General features: G+C 49.6%; 15 protein-coding genes. 7 read left to right on the top strand and 8 right to left on the bottom strand.

What is annotated here, in order from left to right:
- The first annotated feature begins 221 nt into the window (after positions 1-221).
- Positions 222-2621, top strand: coding sequence for a transglutaminase domain-containing protein (locus ACLB09_RS13220; protein WP_410770767.1), 2400 nt, complete (start codon positions 222-224; stop codon positions 2619-2621).
- Between the two features lie 43 nt (positions 2622-2664).
- Here ACLB09_RS13220 and ACLB09_RS13215 read toward each other — a convergent pair whose 3' ends face one another.
- From ACLB09_RS13215 to ACLB09_RS13205, 3 genes are all read right to left on the bottom strand, one after another.
- Entirely contained in the window at positions 2665-4038 is a 1374-nt protein-coding gene (locus ACLB09_RS13215) for a DHA2 family efflux MFS transporter permease subunit (protein ID WP_410770766.1), read from the bottom strand.
- A gap of 36 nt (positions 4039-4074) precedes the next feature.
- Positions 4075-4740: a TetR/AcrR family transcriptional regulator gene (locus ACLB09_RS13210; RefSeq protein WP_410770301.1), complete on the bottom strand. Its 666-nt coding sequence runs from the start codon at positions 4738-4740 to the stop codon at positions 4075-4077.
- Positions 4741-4873: 133 nt separating this feature from the next.
- Entirely contained in the window at positions 4874-5752 is an 879-nt protein-coding gene (locus tag ACLB09_RS13205) for a MerR family transcriptional regulator (protein ID WP_410770300.1), read from the bottom strand.
- A 286-nt stretch (positions 5753-6038) separates the two neighbouring features.
- Here ACLB09_RS13205 and ACLB09_RS13200 point away from each other — a divergent pair, with 286 nt between their 5' ends.
- Positions 6039-6413: a hypothetical protein gene (locus ACLB09_RS13200; RefSeq protein ID WP_410770299.1), complete on the top strand. Its 375-nt coding sequence runs from the start codon at positions 6039-6041 to the stop codon at positions 6411-6413.
- A 42-nt stretch (positions 6414-6455) separates the two neighbouring features.
- Positions 6456-6581, top strand: coding sequence for a hypothetical protein (locus tag ACLB09_RS13195; protein WP_410770298.1), 126 nt, complete (start codon positions 6456-6458; stop codon positions 6579-6581).
- 72 nt (positions 6582-6653) lie between these two features.
- Here ACLB09_RS13195 and ACLB09_RS13190 read toward each other — a convergent pair whose 3' ends face one another.
- The 4 genes from ACLB09_RS13190 to ACLB09_RS13175 form a co-directional block, all read right to left on the bottom strand.
- A complete protein-coding gene (locus ACLB09_RS13190; RefSeq protein ID WP_410770297.1) occupies positions 6654-7136 on the bottom strand; it encodes a nucleoside deaminase in 483 nt (160 codons plus the stop codon).
- A gap of 40 nt (positions 7137-7176) precedes the next feature.
- Positions 7177-7869 (bottom strand): SGNH/GDSL hydrolase family protein, encoded by a 693-nt coding sequence (locus ACLB09_RS13185; protein ID WP_410770296.1) that lies wholly within the window; start codon positions 7867-7869, stop codon positions 7177-7179.
- A 43-nt stretch (positions 7870-7912) separates the two neighbouring features.
- Positions 7913-8680 (bottom strand): SMI1/KNR4 family protein, encoded by a 768-nt coding sequence (locus ACLB09_RS13180; RefSeq protein ID WP_410770295.1) that lies wholly within the window; start codon positions 8678-8680, stop codon positions 7913-7915.
- Positions 8681-8952: 272 nt separating this feature from the next.
- Complete coding sequence (locus tag ACLB09_RS13175; protein ID WP_410770294.1) at positions 8953-9717, bottom strand: SDR family oxidoreductase; 765 nt, start codon at positions 9715-9717, stop codon at positions 8953-8955.
- A gap of 650 nt (positions 9718-10367) precedes the next feature.
- Between ACLB09_RS13175 and ACLB09_RS13170 the strand changes: the two genes are divergently transcribed.
- The 4 genes from ACLB09_RS13170 (at position 10368) to ACLB09_RS13155 (ending at position 13758) form a co-directional block, all read left to right on the top strand.
- A complete protein-coding gene (locus ACLB09_RS13170; protein WP_410770293.1) occupies positions 10368-11606 on the top strand; it encodes a saccharopine dehydrogenase family protein in 1239 nt (412 codons plus the stop codon).
- A gap of 1 nt (position 11607) precedes the next feature.
- The gene (gene nspC, locus ACLB09_RS13165) at positions 11608-12735 is read left to right on the top strand and encodes a carboxynorspermidine decarboxylase (protein WP_410770292.1); all 1128 of its coding nucleotides are present in this window, start codon (positions 11608-11610) and stop codon (positions 12733-12735) included.
- Between the two features lie 226 nt (positions 12736-12961).
- Positions 12962-13186, top strand: a complete 225-nt coding sequence (locus ACLB09_RS13160; RefSeq protein WP_410770291.1) for a hypothetical protein — start codon at positions 12962-12964, stop codon at positions 13184-13186.
- Positions 13187-13320: 134 nt separating this feature from the next.
- Entirely contained in the window at positions 13321-13758 is a 438-nt protein-coding gene (locus ACLB09_RS13155; RefSeq protein WP_410770290.1) for a hypothetical protein, read from the top strand.
- A 319-nt stretch (positions 13759-14077) separates the two neighbouring features.
- Here the strand turns inward: ACLB09_RS13155 and ACLB09_RS13150 are convergent, their stop codons facing one another.
- The gene (locus ACLB09_RS13150) at positions 14078-16984 is read right to left on the bottom strand and encodes a glycoside hydrolase family 3 C-terminal domain-containing protein (protein WP_410770289.1); all 2907 of its coding nucleotides are present in this window, start codon (positions 16982-16984) and stop codon (positions 14078-14080) included.
- Between the last annotated feature and the right edge of the window lie 95 nt (positions 16985-17079).

Raw genomic sequence — 17079 nt, 5'->3', positions numbered from 1 at the left:
TTCCTCCATCCTTATATTTTTATAACGGTCTTGCTTTCGCTGCGTAGTCGCCTTTAAGCGACGGGTCCGATGTGCCATCTCTATTTTGAATATATACCAATATGGGAAAGAGATAAATCAGTATTTAGGAAACGTTCCCAAAAACAGGAATCTGAATTAAACTAGTAAATATTGGACTTTAACAGAATCCCACAACCCTCGAGGTGTTCCTATTGAAAAAAATGCTGTTTTCTATATTAATCCTGGTTTTCATGTTATCCGGGTGTGATTTGGGCAGTTACTCCGCCAGCAATTCCGGCAATAACTTCAACCGTGAATTATCGCAACAAAACGCCGAGAGCAAGCCGGATTCTTTAAACGCGGACAGTAATTATGAAAGTTTGATCCCTCCTTTAACGGTGTTGGACATCAAGAAGAAATATGATAGCCCGAAGCGGACCACCCTCATGCCGCTGTACAATGTCGAGCACGACAAAAAATTCAAATTCCGCTTTAACTGCAACATGGCGGACTTGTTTTTCTACGATAACGTGGTCACGGTCCATACCGATCAAAGGGCGTTGCCCGAAAGCAAGATCGGCACCTTTAATTATTTGGAGGATTACAAGGCGGACAAAAGCGTACTGGTCGTAGAACCGAGTTTTGCCGTCCTGACTTCGGAGGAAACGGGAAGGGATTTTGAGACATCCTGGGGTTATGCTCCCATTTACTACCTTCGCGTCAATTACGATTTGGATGCGAGCGAGCGTACCGAACTAGAAAAGCCGATCATTATTCCGTTTACTATAAAATCCGAGCTCCAAGCTCCCCACGTCAGATATGAAATCGATGCGGACGGCCGTTTTAAATTGGTATGGGATGAAGTTAAAGGGGCAGAAAAATATAACGTATATAATGTCTATTCTTCCGGAAACAAGGAGCCTCTCCCCGGGGCCGAACAAGGTTACAGGCATGCTTTTCCCGGACTGGTCGGAACGGTCACGAATACGGAATTTCAAGACTTCTATTTGGACGGAAACGACGGTCTCCAATATGACGGTCAAGAAGCAGTCACGGCCCAAAATTTTATCGTCAATGGCCAATATTATGTTACGGCCGTAAAAGACGGAGCCGAATCCAATTTCGGTCCTCCGGTCAGCGCGATGGAATTATCAAAATCTTTGCCTACCTTCCTTGTTAATAACGAAATTTATTATATGGACTACAAAACGGTGAAGGACCTACCAAAAACAACACAAGTATATACCATTGACGAAACGATTCTGACCCGCTCTATCCTTTATGACCCGGATCATATCGAGGAGAAAGAAGGTTATGCACTCATTCCCTTCAAGGTTGAGGGGACCCTTTTGTCCGGAAAGGCGATGGTGTTGTCTTTGGATAAGAAGGATTTAGAGGAACTGCGGCAGGGTAACCAAGCGAATGGCAATCCGCAAAGCAGCAAAGAAGGGTTTATCCAGATTGAAAATTACTCCGCCCACGGACCGGGCCCTGAAGTTCCTACGATTATCCGCAACTCATTCTTTCGCACCAAGATTGACGAAGATGAACTCATAAATGCCCAGCGGAGAAATACGAATCAATATGTGGAAAAAGGAAACCGGGAATCCGTTCCGCAACCCGATCCTGCCAATCCGGTACCTGTTCATGCCGACTCGGCCGTCGAGGAATACTTGGCCCTCCATCTCATGGCGGCCAGCGACAGAATCTCATTAAGGGCTTTTCCCGAAGCTCAAAATTTCGAGGTTTTATACGACACCGTGGATAAGGTCATCTATCAAAACCCCTTAATCCTGGACGTTAAAAGTTACGGCTATGACTATCGTTCTTTGACGCTATACATCGATTACACCGATTCCAAAAGCAATATCAAAAAGAAACAAGATGAAATTATCGCGGAAGCGACCCGATTGGTGAAGTCGATCATTAAAGACGGAGCCAGCGAAGACGATAAGCGAAAAGCCATTTATGATTATTTGAACGATCACACCCGGTATGATGACGCAGCGCTGGAGAATGTCGAGCAGTACGGGTTTAAGAAGTTTGACGCCCGCTTTAACGATTCCTTCAATACGTATGGCATTTTGGTTAAAAAAATAGGGGTTTGCGCCAGTTATGCCTCAGCCTATAAATTGTTGAGCGATTTGGCCGGGCTGGAAAGCATAGTCATTACGGGAACGCTCGACAATGTGCCGCATACCTGGAATAAAGTGAAAATCAACAATGAATGGCTCAATGTGGATCCTACCAACAATGAAACCAATTCAGGCATCCCTTACAGGCTATACGACAGTAATGACGAGACCGCCCAGGATATGCAGTTCATAATCAACGACAAGTATTGGATCGACTATGATATGAAGCAATTCGCAGGGAAAACCAATTCGCATGATTATTACGTAAGCCACGGGCTGCAAATGGACTCGATGGAACAATTTCATGACAAGCTCACCGAATCCATTCGGCAAGGAAACCCGAAACTGTTTGTCCGTTTTGATGAGCCCATTGATGAGTCGGCCATGCTGGATACGCTAATCGAAGTTTATAGCGGCTTCCCCCCGGATATCCATGAGAATGCAGTATATACCATTTCGGATAATTACCTTATTGTTAGCCATTAAAGTTAAAGCGCCCAGAATGCGATTATTCTGAGCGCTTTATTATTTAAGCTTTTAACTTCACGTCATGCGGCTTTTTCAGGAATAAGGATAATACGAGATTAATCACCGCAAAGATTAAGCCGACCATAAATACTAGCGACGAGCCTGAAGACGCCGCTTCTGTCGCATCATTCGCAACCGTTCCTAAATAGGTGCTTTGTTTTGCGGAAAATATGGAGATCATAACCGCAATACCAATCGCCCCGGCTACTTGCTGGATCGTCTGAGTTAATGCGATGCCATCCGGATAGTACTGTTTCGGAAGCGAATTCAGCGTGTTCGTTTGGACGGAAGCAAGTACCATCCCAACGCCTAACATCATGATAATATGGGTAACTACAACTATCCATAAAGCCGTATTCGTACCCATTTGCGAGTAAATGAAGTACCCGATGACTACCAAGACCGTACCCGGCGTAATCACCGCTCTCGGTCCATATTTATCGAATAACCGGCCAATCGTTGGAGCCAATATACAGTTCAGCAAACTGCCCGGCAGAAGGATAAGCCCGGCCGTAAAGGAAGCTATTAATATAGCCATTTGCATATACATCGGCAGAACAACGAGCATGGACAGCATATTGAAGAAGGTAATAAAACTCATGAAGACGCCGAGAACGAAAAGCGGATATTTAAATGCTTTTAGATTCAGCATAGGGGTTTCCATTTTCAATTGCCGAATCACAAAAAGAAGGATAGCCAGCAATCCGACGACGATGGAACCGATGACGGTCGTACTTCCCCAGCCTTGTTCGCCCCCGATGCTTACTCCGTATACCAGGCCGCCGAATCCGATCGTCGAGAGAACAACGGACAGGCTATCGATTGAAACCTTACGCGTTTCATTCACATTCGGCAGATAAACAAGCCCGAAAATGAAGGAAAACAGCAAGAACGGTACGGTAACCCAGAAAATCCAATGCCAGGATAAGGTATCCAATATAAGTCCCGCTAAAGTCGGGCCGAATGCGGGCCCGGCTAACATGACCAAGCCCATAATCCCCATGGCAGCGCCGCGTTTATGGGGTGGAAAGATAGTAAAGATAACATTTTGCGTCAAAGGCAAATTGATCGCAAGACCTGCCGCCTGAATGACGCGTCCTGCCAACAAAAGGCCGAACACGGGTGCGGATGCCGCCAAAATCGTGCCGATGATCGATAACACAATCGAAGTAATGAACATTTGACGCGTGGTGAATTTTTGCATCAAAATCCCGGTTACCGGCACTAAAATACCCAGGGTTAAAAAGTAACCTGTTGCCAGCCATTGAATCGTTGTGGCATTCACATTGAATAACCGGCTTAAATCGCCTAATGCGATATTTAATGCCGTTTCACTAAAAAGTCCGACAAAGCCGGCTACTAAAAGAGCGGCCATGATCGGGCCCGTTTTGATTGATTTATACACTTGTTGTTAGACTCCTTTTATGCTGTCTGCTAATACTTGAGAAATCACCTTGAGGGGTTCGGTCGCTTTTTGGGTTAAGCAAAGCATCATCCCGCCTTCGATCGACGCCGTCATCATCAGCGCGAAAGAACGGGCCTTATCTTCGGGATAACCGTCCGCAACCAGCTTTTTATAATAAATGTCCTGCATTCTTTGATATAACTGGGCGCAAGCGATTCGGACCGGATCGCTTAATGCGGCCATTTCGCTAACGATGCTGCTAAAGGTATAACCCTTAAGGGTGCCTTCCGTTTCAAAATGGTGGGTCAGCTTTTCAACCATAGCGTTCGTTGCTTCCCGCGTGGTGGGATACCGTCCGAAAATGTCCTCCATATCCCTCGTAATCTCTTCGTTCAAAGCTTGGAGGCAAGCGATCAGCAATTCTTCTTTGCCATTGGGAAAGTGATGATAAAGCGCACCCTTAGAAATATTGCATGCTTTCAAGATTTCGGTTAAACCAACGCCTATATATCCTTTTTGCTGAAATAACGCCGTTGCCTTGTCGATGATCATCGATTTTGTATCCATTTCTGTAGCGCCTCTCTTCCATACCAACCGGTCTGTTTGTAACTTTATCAAAAAAAATTTCTGAAAGTCAACCATTTTTGGCCCTGTAATCACATCAATTTTCATGATTTGGACACATTTATTGCAGGTTTCTCCAATGAAAATTTTCAATTGAGGCGGCAAAAAAAGGCCGTCCTTAACAGGATGGCCTTCTCGCAAGCAAACTTTTCACTTTGCCTATTTCATTAGTTCCACAAGCTTATACCGCCTTCACCGGTTCCAACAAAATCAAATCATATTCGTTACCGCATCCATCCGGTTTGTCATTACGAAGATGTTCTTCCAGGCAGAGTCTTGACCGATCGGATTTGTACTTCCCGTTCCTGGCCAACTCTCTCATAAGTGTTTTCCAAGAGAAGCTTACATCCTCACTGCTCTCCAGCCGTGCAAAAACACCTCCGGGCAGCACCATTTCTTTCAGATGATTCGGAACGGGAATTCCATCCGGGATCGTTGCGCACATTCCATATCCGTATGGAGTACCGGAGCGGGTTGGCATCGGTTTTACGTTTCCTCCGAAAAAGCGTGCCGTACTAAGCAAATTTGACGACTTTATCCATTCCAGCACGGGGCCCATCGCCTCATCTTCCGGGGAGACGCCGATGGCAATATTGTAGACTACCCTCATAGGAGGAAGGGTAATCATTTTGATCAACCTGCTTTCTTGTAAACTGCTCATAAATAAGTCCTCCGTCTCGGTTAGGATCAGGTCCATATTTGAAAAACAATCCGCTGGCTGCTGTTGAAGAAATTTCAGGATCTGGCCTAGTTGCTGTTGAAAAAGCAAGGATTCGTCATTTTGCCGCTGCAGTTCGGCGATTTTACTTTCAATGGCCCTGCCTAATTGTGTCAGCGATTGGCTAGCAATCACGGATTTTATATCCCTGATCGGAATGTCCATTTTCCGCAATAACGCCGTAATTCGGATGCATGATAGCGCATGCTCGTCATATATTCTCCATCCGGAGGAAGCATCCCGTTCACTCTTGAATAATCCTTCGGATTCCCAGTGGCGCAAGGTGCGGCTCGTCAGCCCCAATTGCTCCGATAGCTTGTTTATGGCAACAGATCCGTTCATTTTGGTCTCCTTTCCGAGCTCTAGGTTTATTGTAGCAGTTGACGCTGCGACAACTTCAAGAGTTTTCTTGGGCCGCGAAGGCCGTGGGCTACTTGGGAGGCTGCTCCCGTTATGTCACCTGCTTATCCGCCACCCGCCATGAGAACGAAAGGCCGGTTGCAGCCGCCAATCCGCAATTTTTTTATGAAATGCATAGACTTCTCTTATTCACTAATTTAAAATTTGATATAAGTACTCAGGGACATTTTACCATTCCCGCAAGGGGTGGACAGTGAGGTGTATACCGTTGAATACATTGATTTGGATCATCGGCATTTTCTCTCTACTCACAACGTCGGTAACGATTATTCTGGTCGTCAAAACCATCGGTACCCAAAAAAAACGTTTCTCCGAACGCAAGGAAATTCTCGCGGAGGGTACGCCCGCGCAAGCTGTGATTAATTCGATTCAACAAACGAATGCGCAATTAGACGATCAGCCGGAGGTACTGCTCGAACTGACCGTCACGAAGCCGGATGGCGAAGTCGTCCATACCGTGGTAAGGACTGTTATTCAGATCGTGAACATCCCCGCGTTTCAAAAGGGCAAAGTCGTGGAGGTAAGATACAAGACGATAGGTAATGAGCAAAAATTTGAGGTCGTAGGCGCCTATATACCTTGAGAAAGGCAAGCTTGGAAAGGCCATCCATGACGGATGGCCTTTTTGTCTACTGGTACGACGGGAGCCTTGAAAAGAAGGAGTCAGGGCCTGTCCATCATCAAGCCCGATGAAGGAACCACGGTGTCGTTTATCGTTCAGGACAAGCCTTTGCGTGAAGATGGGGAATGAGTAAAAATCGCAAATGGCCCGGGCGTCGTTTCTTGACGCCGGGCCATTTTTTGTTGCCGCAAAACCGGTCGGTTACCGCTTTGTCTCATGAAGCCGGCGATGCAGCTCCCGGACTTGTTCGGCGAGTTCCGGCACGGGACCGTCGATGGCGGTGTCCCGAATGACGTCCTGGATCGGCAGATTCCGGACGCGCGATGCGGGGACCCCCATTTCGCCCAGCCATTGCGCCAATTGCGCGGAGGAGCTCGCATAAACGATCCGGCCTAAACCGACCCAGCCGTGGGCCGCGGCGCACATCGGGCAATGTTCGCCCGAGGTATATACCGTCGCCTTCGCCCGATCTTCGAGGGTCATGTTCTGGGCCGCCCAGCGCGCCAGCGCAAATTCCGGGTGCTGGGTATGATCGCCCCCGGCCACATGGTTGTGGTCTTCCGCAAGCACCTCGCCGCTCGCAGTGACCAGAATCGAGCCGAACGGCTCATCGCCCTTCTCCAGCGCAGCCTCCGCAAGCTCAATGCAGCGGCGCAGATGCTTCAAATCGTTATCGTTGATCATGTTGTAGCCTCCTCGTCTATTCATTGGACCGGCAATCGCCTTATCGGATTGCCAGCGCGTTCATTTTTTCATATAGCGGGTTGAACTCTTGCTGCATGTCCTCGGGTACGGGAATCGGGGGGAGCCCGAAACTGGCTGAAATATACTGTCCCATCATCAGATTTCCCAAAGGATTGACATGTAGCCAATCCCGCATCAGCTTCTCATAAGTTTCCGGATCATTCCGATATAGCGGTTCGAAATAACAATACTGGTCCACTAGCGGTATATCCCATTCGCGCGATAAATCCCTGTTTACTTGCATATTGGCCTCGAAGCGGGACCGGAAACCAGGCGGACTCTGGTGGTAGAGCGGACAATAATAAGTTTGAAGCACCGGAATGGCACCATATTCGCGAATCGTGGAACAGATGGATTTTAACCGCTCGGCATATAACGTGGTAGGTACTTCAGTTCCCGCATCGTTACCCCCGATCGTCACGATCACAAGCGAAGGTTGGAGGGGCTTAACATCCCGCTCGATCCGGCCGAGCAGATCCATGGCGGTCTCTCCGCCAATCCCCAGATTCGTGACGCTGACATGATTCCCGATTTCTTTTCTCACGTTGATATAGAACCAGTCCACCCAGTTATGCCGTCCCCGATTCTCCAACGACAATTCCGTATTGCTTGAACCGAATGCACAGATTCGAAAAGACCGGTCACTTTGTTCCTTCCACTGCCGAATGGTCATGTTAACCCCACTTTTCCTAAGTATTTTCAACTGCCTCACTCGATTATGACAAAAACTCGGCCAACCCGATTTCACGCTTTTCATAATCCGCACCGATGCTTTTCAATTGAGCTTCGACATTAGCGGCACCCGGTTCAATCCCTTTGTACACTAGCAAAGGCACCGCTCCCAAGTAGGATCTTGCCTGCGAAACGTCGCAGGAAAACGCTTTTTTGATGAACAGCAGAGTTTTGAGCTTGTCCCTGCCTTCCCCTGTAATAAATACCTTGCAGTAATCGTATGAAACGTCATCGCCAAGATCAATATCCTCGTGGCCTCGCGGCAACAAGACGCTGCGAAGAAACTCCGCCAGATTGTCATAAGCAATTTCAAAATCCCAGCGGCCCGTTCCATGCTCCGCCGTGTAAATGACGGTGTCCCCTCTGGATAAATCGATACAGTAAGGGTCGCCCTCATCCGTAGCAATGACAAGATAGTGGTCCGGCCAATCTGAAATAGGTTCCTTCGTAACGGGATTATAGTTATATCCCCATTGCCCCTTCGGCAAATCTTTCGCACCGTAAATATCCAGATTGATATATTCGTCCGTGCTCCAACCGACGGATTCGGGGACGTAGTGCCGTAAGAAGTACAAATATTGTTCAGGCAGGCGCCATGTGTCGGAAACGGAGCGTATCGCTTGTTCTTCGGCTTCCGTTCCAAGATGCATGGGGTACTTGGCGTAAAATTCCGGATCCCGTTCGCGCAACGCCGCCAAAACCGTCTGCATCCTTTCCAGGATCCCATCGATTTCAGGATGCTTATTGTCCAAAGGCCACTCCCCCTTTATTCTGCGGATTCCTATTCTACATTCGCGGTCCGGCCCTGAAAGCCCTTCTCAACAGCCTTATTTCAAGCAAAACCGGATTCTCTCAACTTTAACTCTATTCTAGTATTTTTAAACGACCTTGCAGCCGTTCGATAACATCCATTGCCCAAGTTCGGCAAACGCTTGTCCGGCATCGGCGTCCTGTTCATAGAAGATAGCCGCTTCGCGCCCGTAAGCATAATTAAACCTGACATAGACCGGACCAATTATTTCGCTTACAGCTGGGAGCCCCCGCTGGCATCCACGCATTGGCCGGTTACCCAACGGCTGTCCGGCGAGGCGAGAAAAGCGGCAATGTCCGCGACGTCTTCGGGTTCTCCCCATCTGTTAAAGACGGAAAGACCGGCAGCATATTGTTGTCCTTGCGGATCTTGCAACGTCCCTGCGTTCATTTCCGTGTTAATGATCCCCGGCTGGATGGCGTTTACCGTAATATTGCGGGTTCCCAGCTGTTTGGCCAAAAGGCGCGTAAACGTATCGATGGCCCCTTTCGTCATGCTGTAGGCGAAGACGCTCGGAGAAGCCGCCCGCGTCACGAAAGAGGAAATATTGATAATGCGTCCCCCGTCATTCAGGCGCGGCAAAGCTTGCTGCGTAACGAAAACCGGTCCCTTTACGTTAATCTTCATCACCTCGTCGAAGGATTCTTCCGTCGTCTCTTCCAGGCCGATGATTTGGCCGATTCCGGCATTATTGACAAGAATGTCGAATCGTTGATTCCCCGTATGGGTCCGTAAGACATCGTCCAGTCCCGCAAATAGATCCTGAACGCCCCCGAGCGTCCCCAGATCGGCGCCGATCGCGCACGCTTTCCCTCCGTTATGTTCGATCCGGTGAACAACGTCCTCGGCTTCACTTTTTCTTTTTCCATAGTGCACGACGACAAAAGCGCCCTCTTTCGCCAACCGTAATGCGATGCTGCGGCCGATTCCCCGGCTCGCACCGGTAACCAAAGCGATTTTACCTGCCAATCTGCTCATCGTTTCATCTCCTTATGCTGAATTTGAATACAGTTATAGCACAAGGTGAAATTTGTAATGTTGCTATCTCATTCGGTTTACGACTTTTCAATGCCGAAAAAAATATGCGTTAGTTTAAAAATTCTTCTTGCTCAATAATCCCGATCCTGCTATTATGAAGTAGCATTAAATTTGGAAAGCTAATATTCAATGTATTTAGGATCTTTCCAAGCAGATAATTTTTGACCACTTCCCTAAAGAAGTTAAGGCCATACGGACAGCCGGGTCAAATGCCGATTGGCAACTTTCGTTGCCTTATTGATTGAGTTAAAAGCTCAAATTTTATAAGTTGGTTACTTTACAACCAGTGCATATGCACATCAACTTGTGAAACGGTCAATAAGAGTGGTAAAAGTGATTATTTGCTATATAGACTCTGATCCTAACATGATATATCTGAATATTAAGGGCCTTTCCATGAAACTTTAAGTTTTATGGCTGACTGACGACGTGCAAGAAGTTTGTCCTCCAGTCATGCCTTATTGGGACTGTCTTAATATCCGACTATATCAAAGCAAGTGTGATGCGCATGGAATGCGTGTTTCGCTTGCTTTTTTTGTTGCCGTTTTTACAGTGAAAAAAATTTAATTGAGTTAGGGGATTGAACAACAATGGGAAAAGCACTTATCATCGGCGCCGGCGGCGTAGCAGCAGTAGCAATTCATAAATGCGTTCAAAACAGCGAAGTTTTCGAAGAAATCTGCATCGCGAGCCGTACCAAATCGAAATGCGACGAACTCAAAACCAAATTGGACGGCGGCAAAACCAAAATCACGACCGCACAGGTCGATGCCAACAATGTCGATGAGCTGATCGCTCTGATCAACGAAGTCAAACCGGATATCGTCATGAACCTGGCTCTGCCTTACCAAGACTTGACGATTATGGATGCTTGCCTTGCGACAAAAACGCATTATATGGATACCGCAAACTATGAGCCGGAAGATACGGCTAAGTTCGAATACAAATGGCAATGGGAATACCGCGAGCGCTTTGAAAAGGCTGGAATCACGGCACTTTTGGGCAGCGGCTTCGACCCGGGCGTAACCGGCGTATTCTCCGCTTATGCGCTGAAGCACTATTTTGACGAAATCGAATATATCGACATTCTGGATTGCAACGGCGGCGATCACGGCTATCCTTTCGCAACCAACTTCAACCCGGAAATCAACATCCGTGAAGTGTCCGCTAACGGCCGCTACTGGGAAAACGGGGAATGGATCGAAACGAAACCGATGGAAATCAAACGCGAATATAACTTCGCCGAAGTCGGCCAAAAGGATATGTACCTGCTTTACCATGAAGAGCTCGAATCCCTTGCGCAAAACATGCCTGGACTGAAGCGCATCCGTTTCTTCATGACCTTCGGCCAAAGCTACCTCATGCACCTGAAGGCTCTGGAGAACGTAGGAATGACTTCCATCGAACCGATCGAATACGAAGGAAAACAAATCATTCCGCTGCAATTCCTGAAAGCCGTACTCCCGGATCCGGCATCCCTTGGACCTCGTACGGTGGGTAAGACAAACATCGGCTGTATCTTCAAAGGGAAAAAAGACGGCCAAGACAAGACTTACTATGTTTACAATGTCTGCGACCACCAAGAATGCTATAAGGAAGTAGGCTCCCAGGCTATCTCCTATACGACGGGCGTTCCTGCCATGATCGGCGCCGCTATGGTCATGACCGGCAAATGGAATAAACCGGGCGTATTCAATATCGAAGAGTTCGATCCGGATCCATTCATGGAAGAACTGAACAAATGGGGACTTCCTTGGGTAGAAGACTTTAATCCTGTTCTGGTTGACGCCTTGCCTGAGGAAGCTAAAAAGCCGGAGCTCGTTCGCTAAGATGCGGTTTCAGGAATTGCCGACGCCCTGCTTTGTAGTCGATGAAGCACTCATCGAAAAGAACCTGAACATCCTGAACGGCGTCATGCAGCGTACGGGTGCCAAGATCGTGCTGGCTCAAAAAGCGTTTTCCATGACAGCTATGTATCCCCTCATCGGAAAATACTTGAGCGGCACAACCGCGAGCGGTTTGTTCGAAGCACGGCTGGGTCACGAGGAAATGGGCAAAGAAAACCACGTCTTTGCCCCTGCCTATCGTGAAGACGAAATCGACGAAATTGTTTCCATTTGCGATCATATCATCTTCAACTCCTTCTCCCAGTTGGAGAAGTATAAATCCAAAGCTCTGTCTGCCGGGAGAAAAGTGGGCCTGCGCATCAACCCGGAATGCTCCACGCAAGTGGGACATGAAATCTATGATCCCTGTTCGCCAGGGTCGAGATTCGGCGTAAAGCGGGACGATTTCCGGCCGGAACTGCTTGAAGGCGTCTCGGGGCTGCACTTCCATACGCTTTGCCAGCAAAACTCGGACGATTTGGAAACCACGCTGAATGCGGTGGAGGAAAAGTTTGGGGCCTGGCTGCCGCAGATGGAATGGATCAATTTCGGCGGCGGTCACCATATCACAAGAGAAGACTATGATATTCCGAGACTGGAAGCTTGCATCAAGCGGATGCAGGATAAATACGGTCTGGAAGTCTACCTTGAACCCGGCGAAGCCATCGCGCTCAATGCGGGCTATATGGTCACCTCCGTACTGGATATCCACAAAAACGGCATCGAGATTGCCATCGTGGACACTTCGGCTACATGCCATATGCCGGATGTTCTGGAAATGCCGTATCGTCCGCCGCTGTTCGGCTCGGGCGAAGCCGGCGAGAAACCATACACCTATCGGCTTGGCGGCCCGACCTGCCTTACGGGCGACGTGATCGGAGACTATTCCTTCGATCAGCCCCTGAAGACCGGCGACCGATTGGTGTTCGGGGACATGGCGATCTACTCCATGGTCAAAACCAACACCTTCAACGGCATGCCGCTGCCGGCTATCGCCGTGCAGGAGAAAGACGGCAATTGCCGCGTCGTTCGCGAATTCGGCTATCAGGATTTTAAGACGAGACTGGCGTAATGCCGTGGATACCGCGATAGCCATTGAATATCTGCAGAGAAAAAACTCCCGTTATGGAACCAACATAGCGGGAGTTTTTTGAATTAGAGAGTGAAATACAAGTTGCTGCTGCTCCGGCCAATCCAATATTGTATGGGGTACTCTCCTGTTCGCAAGCTTCCATCTATTGACAAACCCGATAAATAAATTCATATTTAGATCAAACCATCGGGTCAGGAGGATGACTGTGAAGAAACCTTTATTGTTCCTTATCGCCGGGATCCTTTTCATTCTTACGGCTTTTCTCTCAGGAGCCTTTGCTCTTGGCAATCTAATTATGAAATCGTTGTTTGACGCCTACACGGATATGTTATTTGAAGCGATTCTCATCTTCGCTATTTCAATCGCGGCTGCCGCTTATTCCTTATCGCGATATAGCAAAATATCCCGCAATTCAGGTCTAACTAAATAAAAATAAAGATGTACTTACCGTACACCTTGATCCCTAAGTAAGCCTTAACTCTCGAATTTTGAGGGTTAGGGCTTCCAATCCTGTAATATTCCCCCTTTTTAAGTTATGATTACAATATAACTTAGGAGGTACTTATGAGAGTCAAATTAAGCCTACTCTTATTAATTTTTGCACTAGTATTTGTTGGATGTAGTAATAATGATCTTAAGCAGGGAACTACCGAAGAAATGAGTAAAGAACTAATTTCCATTCAAGGACAAAGTGAACATTGGAAAGTTAATTATGTTATCAAAGAGTCTAGCTCAAGTTCAAAAGCATCGAAGTATATGCTGCAATGTATTATTGAACCGCGAAATCAAGAAACAATATTTGATGTTGCATATGATGTAGCTAGTCCAGGAAACGTTTCACAACTCAGTGGAACTATAACTTCAGATAATAATAGTTCAATTAGTGACAAGGTTATTTCTCCGTCAATAGATACTAACTTCCTGCCCCAAAAAGGTGAGGATATAGTCATTACGATTAAGTGGAACAAGAAATTTGAAGAGAGAATCGTGCTTTCACCTTAAATACACGGTAGTAACATGTTTATCCTTTTCGAGAAGACCACCAATGCTTCTTTTTGATGATCAGGGAAGGTGTCCACGTATGCTTATCGTATGGGAGGAAGATCCATAGCAGTCATTCTGGAGCGATTTGTTGGTGTTTACCCCATTCTCTCGGCTGGTTCTTTACCCCTTCTTTCCCCATTAGCATACCCATCGATTTTTCGTTGCTTCACGAACACTCAAAAAGAGACCGGGCCTCCCGAAACGGGGAGCCCGGTCATACTTATTCCTTCATGATCCTTTATACCTTGGAGCACTGATGAAAGGCAGACTGCCTATGTTAAAAAAATTGAACCGTACTCAGCGATGCTTTGCCGTTCAGGACGACGTACACGTCCTGACGTCCGCTTACGCCGCTCAGCTCGGCCGCGTAATCGCGCCATTCCTGCGCTCCGCCTGCCTCCAGTTCGATCCGGCCCGCCAACGGACCGTCCGGGCTCTGCAGCCGGATCTCGGCCGAAGCCGCCGTGCGGCTGGCTGCGCGAAGCTTCACCGTGCTCGCGCCTTCGCCGAACTCGGCGTCTTCGAAGGCAATCCAGCCGGATTGCCCCGACACCTCGGCGGCACTGCCGCCTTCATGGCATTCGCCGATCAGTACGCCTTCGTAGGCGTCATAATTGATCGCCTTCACGGACTTCTTCAGGTCGCGCGGCGGGATGGTCTCGCCTTGCACCTGAAGCGCTGCGCTCAGCGGCAGATTCGCCGAAGAGGCACCGGCCATAAAGGTGTACGTGCCGTTCTCGATGCAGAAGCGCTCGCGGGTAACGTCCCACATGGCCAGCTCGGACAGCGGCAGCGTGAAGCTCACGTCAGCCGTTTCTCCCGGCTGCAACAGCACCCGGCGGAAGGCGAGCAGCTGCTTCAGCGGACGTTTCACGCGCGACTGCTCCGCATGCCCGTATATCTGCATCACTTCTTCGCCCGGACGGTCTCCGATATTGGTCACTCGCACCGTCAGACCGATTTCGCGGTCTTTGTCCGCGGAAACTTGCTTCCGGTCGAGGTTAAGCCCGTCATAACGGAACGTGCTGTAGGACAGCCCGTGTCCGAAAGGATAAAGCGCCTCACCCTCGAAATAGCGATAGGTTCTGCCGCCCTTAATGACGTCGTAATCCATAAACTCCGGCAACTGATCGACCGATTTGTACCAAGTCATGTTCAAGCGTCCTGCCGGGTTCACGTCGCCAAAGAGCACGTCGGCTACGGCATGGCCGAGCTCCTGGCCGGCATGCGTGGTATATACGATGGCCGGCACGTTTTCATCCTCCCAATTGAGCGCATACGGATAGCTGCCCACCACGACCACAATCGTGTTCGGGTTCACGGACAGAACCTCCTTGATCAACTGCTCCTGCGATTCCGGCAGCGTGATGTCCGGACGGTCGATGGTCTCTTTGCCGTTGATCAGCGGGTGGTTGCCGACGAATACCACGGCCAGATCCGCATCTGCGGCAACATCCTTCGCGTCCCGGAATTTGTCCGTTACCGTCTCCAGCTCGAAGATATCGGCGGTAATCCGCTCCTCTTCCCCGCCTGCCACGGACGCCGCGCCCGCCACGTTGATCTCGTTGGCGGTTTCTTCCGCGCTGCCGCTTCCGACGAGCAGCTCGCCGCCGTCGCTCTTCACCGTAACCGGCGTATCGTTCCATGTCGAGAAGGTTACCTGACCGGCCCCTCCTTCCGAAGGACGAATAAGGAATACTTCCTTCGTGAACCACTCCCAGATTTGATCGGCCGAGGCCTTCACGAGCCGGTCGTCCGTCGTCAGATAACGTCCGTTAGGTTCCGCGATGATCGTGTGGCTGCCCCAGCCCCAATCGGTCATTTCAAATACGGCTGCCTGTTCTGACGCTTCGCCTGTTGCGGCCAGCGCTGCCTGCTCTCCGTCCTGCACCCGTACGTAACGCCCGTTACGCTTCGACTTCAGCTTGACGCGGTCCGTCCCGCCGGAGAATGCCGTTTTGCCGCCATGGGTCTCCAGCTTTTCCTGAATGCCTTGCAACGGCGTGACGGTATAAGGCATAGAACCGCTATACCAGTCGCGGTACACGGTGCCGCCAAGCGGTCCGATCACGGCGACTTTCTTCAACTTGTCCGCTTGCAGCGGCAGCATGCCGCCTTCGTTCTTCAAGAGCACGACCGCTTTGCCCGCCGCTTCGCGAGACAGCTTCGCATGCTCCGGCCGCATGATCGCCGACTCGTCAATCGCCGCATACGGATTGTCTTCCTCCGGATCGAACTCGCCGAGGCGGAAGCGCACGCGGAACGTGTTGCGCAGCGCGATATCCAGGTCGCTCTCCGCGAGCAGTCCTTCTTCCAGCGCTTCGCGCAGCGCCTGCTTGATCAGCTCGCCGTCGTCGGTAATGCTGTCGATGCCGCCTTCCTTCACGGAACGGGCCACCGATTCCTTATGCGTCTCCAGGTAACCGTGGTCCCGCACCGTTCCCGATACGTCAAAGGCATCGCTGACGACGAAGCCGTCCATGCCCCATTCCTTTTTTACAATTTCGCCCACTTCCGGCAACAGGTTGGCAGGTACGCCATTGACGGCATTGTACGCCGTCATCATGGACTGGGCGCCGCCTTCCTTGAACGGAATTTCGAAAGCCTTCAAATAGTATTCGCGCATATTGCGCGGGTCGATGCTGACCGATTGGTCGCCGCGGCCTACCTCGTTGTTGTTGCCAATAAAATGCTTCAATGTAGCAACCGCTTTCAAATACTTCGGATGATCTCCCTGGATCCCCTTAACGAGCGCCGCTGCCAGCTTGCCGGCCAACACCGGATCTTCGCCGTAGGCTTCCTCGGTCCGGCCCCAGCGCGGATCGCGTTCCATATCGACGGTCGGTGCCCAAAGCGTCAGCCCGTTAATCTCGGGATTCCGTTTATAAAATCCTCGCGCCTCGTCGCCGATAGCGCTGCCGATGCGCTGCATCAGCTCGGTATCCCAGGTGCATCCCAGGCCGATCGGCTGCGGATAGCCCGTGGCTTCGCCGAGCCAAGCCATGCCATGCGCCGCTTCCGTGCCGTGTTTATACGCTTTCACGCCAAGCCGTTCGACGGCCGTCTGATATTGAATCATGAGTCCTACTTTTTCCTCCAGCGTGAAGCGGGAAACCAGGTCGTTCACCCGTTCTTCCAACGGAAGGGAAGTGTCCTGGAATGGATAGTTGTTAGTTATAGACATATTGAACCTCCTTAGTGTCAGTCCCTTACGCGTCATTCTACCTAAGATCGGCTCCTCCGGCTACCCGACAAATTAGAGGCGTTTTCATAGACATT

It is taken from the genome of Fontibacillus forbon (assembly GCF_046559655.1).
GTDB lineage: Bacteria > Bacillota > Bacilli > Paenibacillales > Paenibacillaceae > Fontibacillus.
This window is presented reverse-complemented; position numbering and strand designations above follow the sequence as displayed.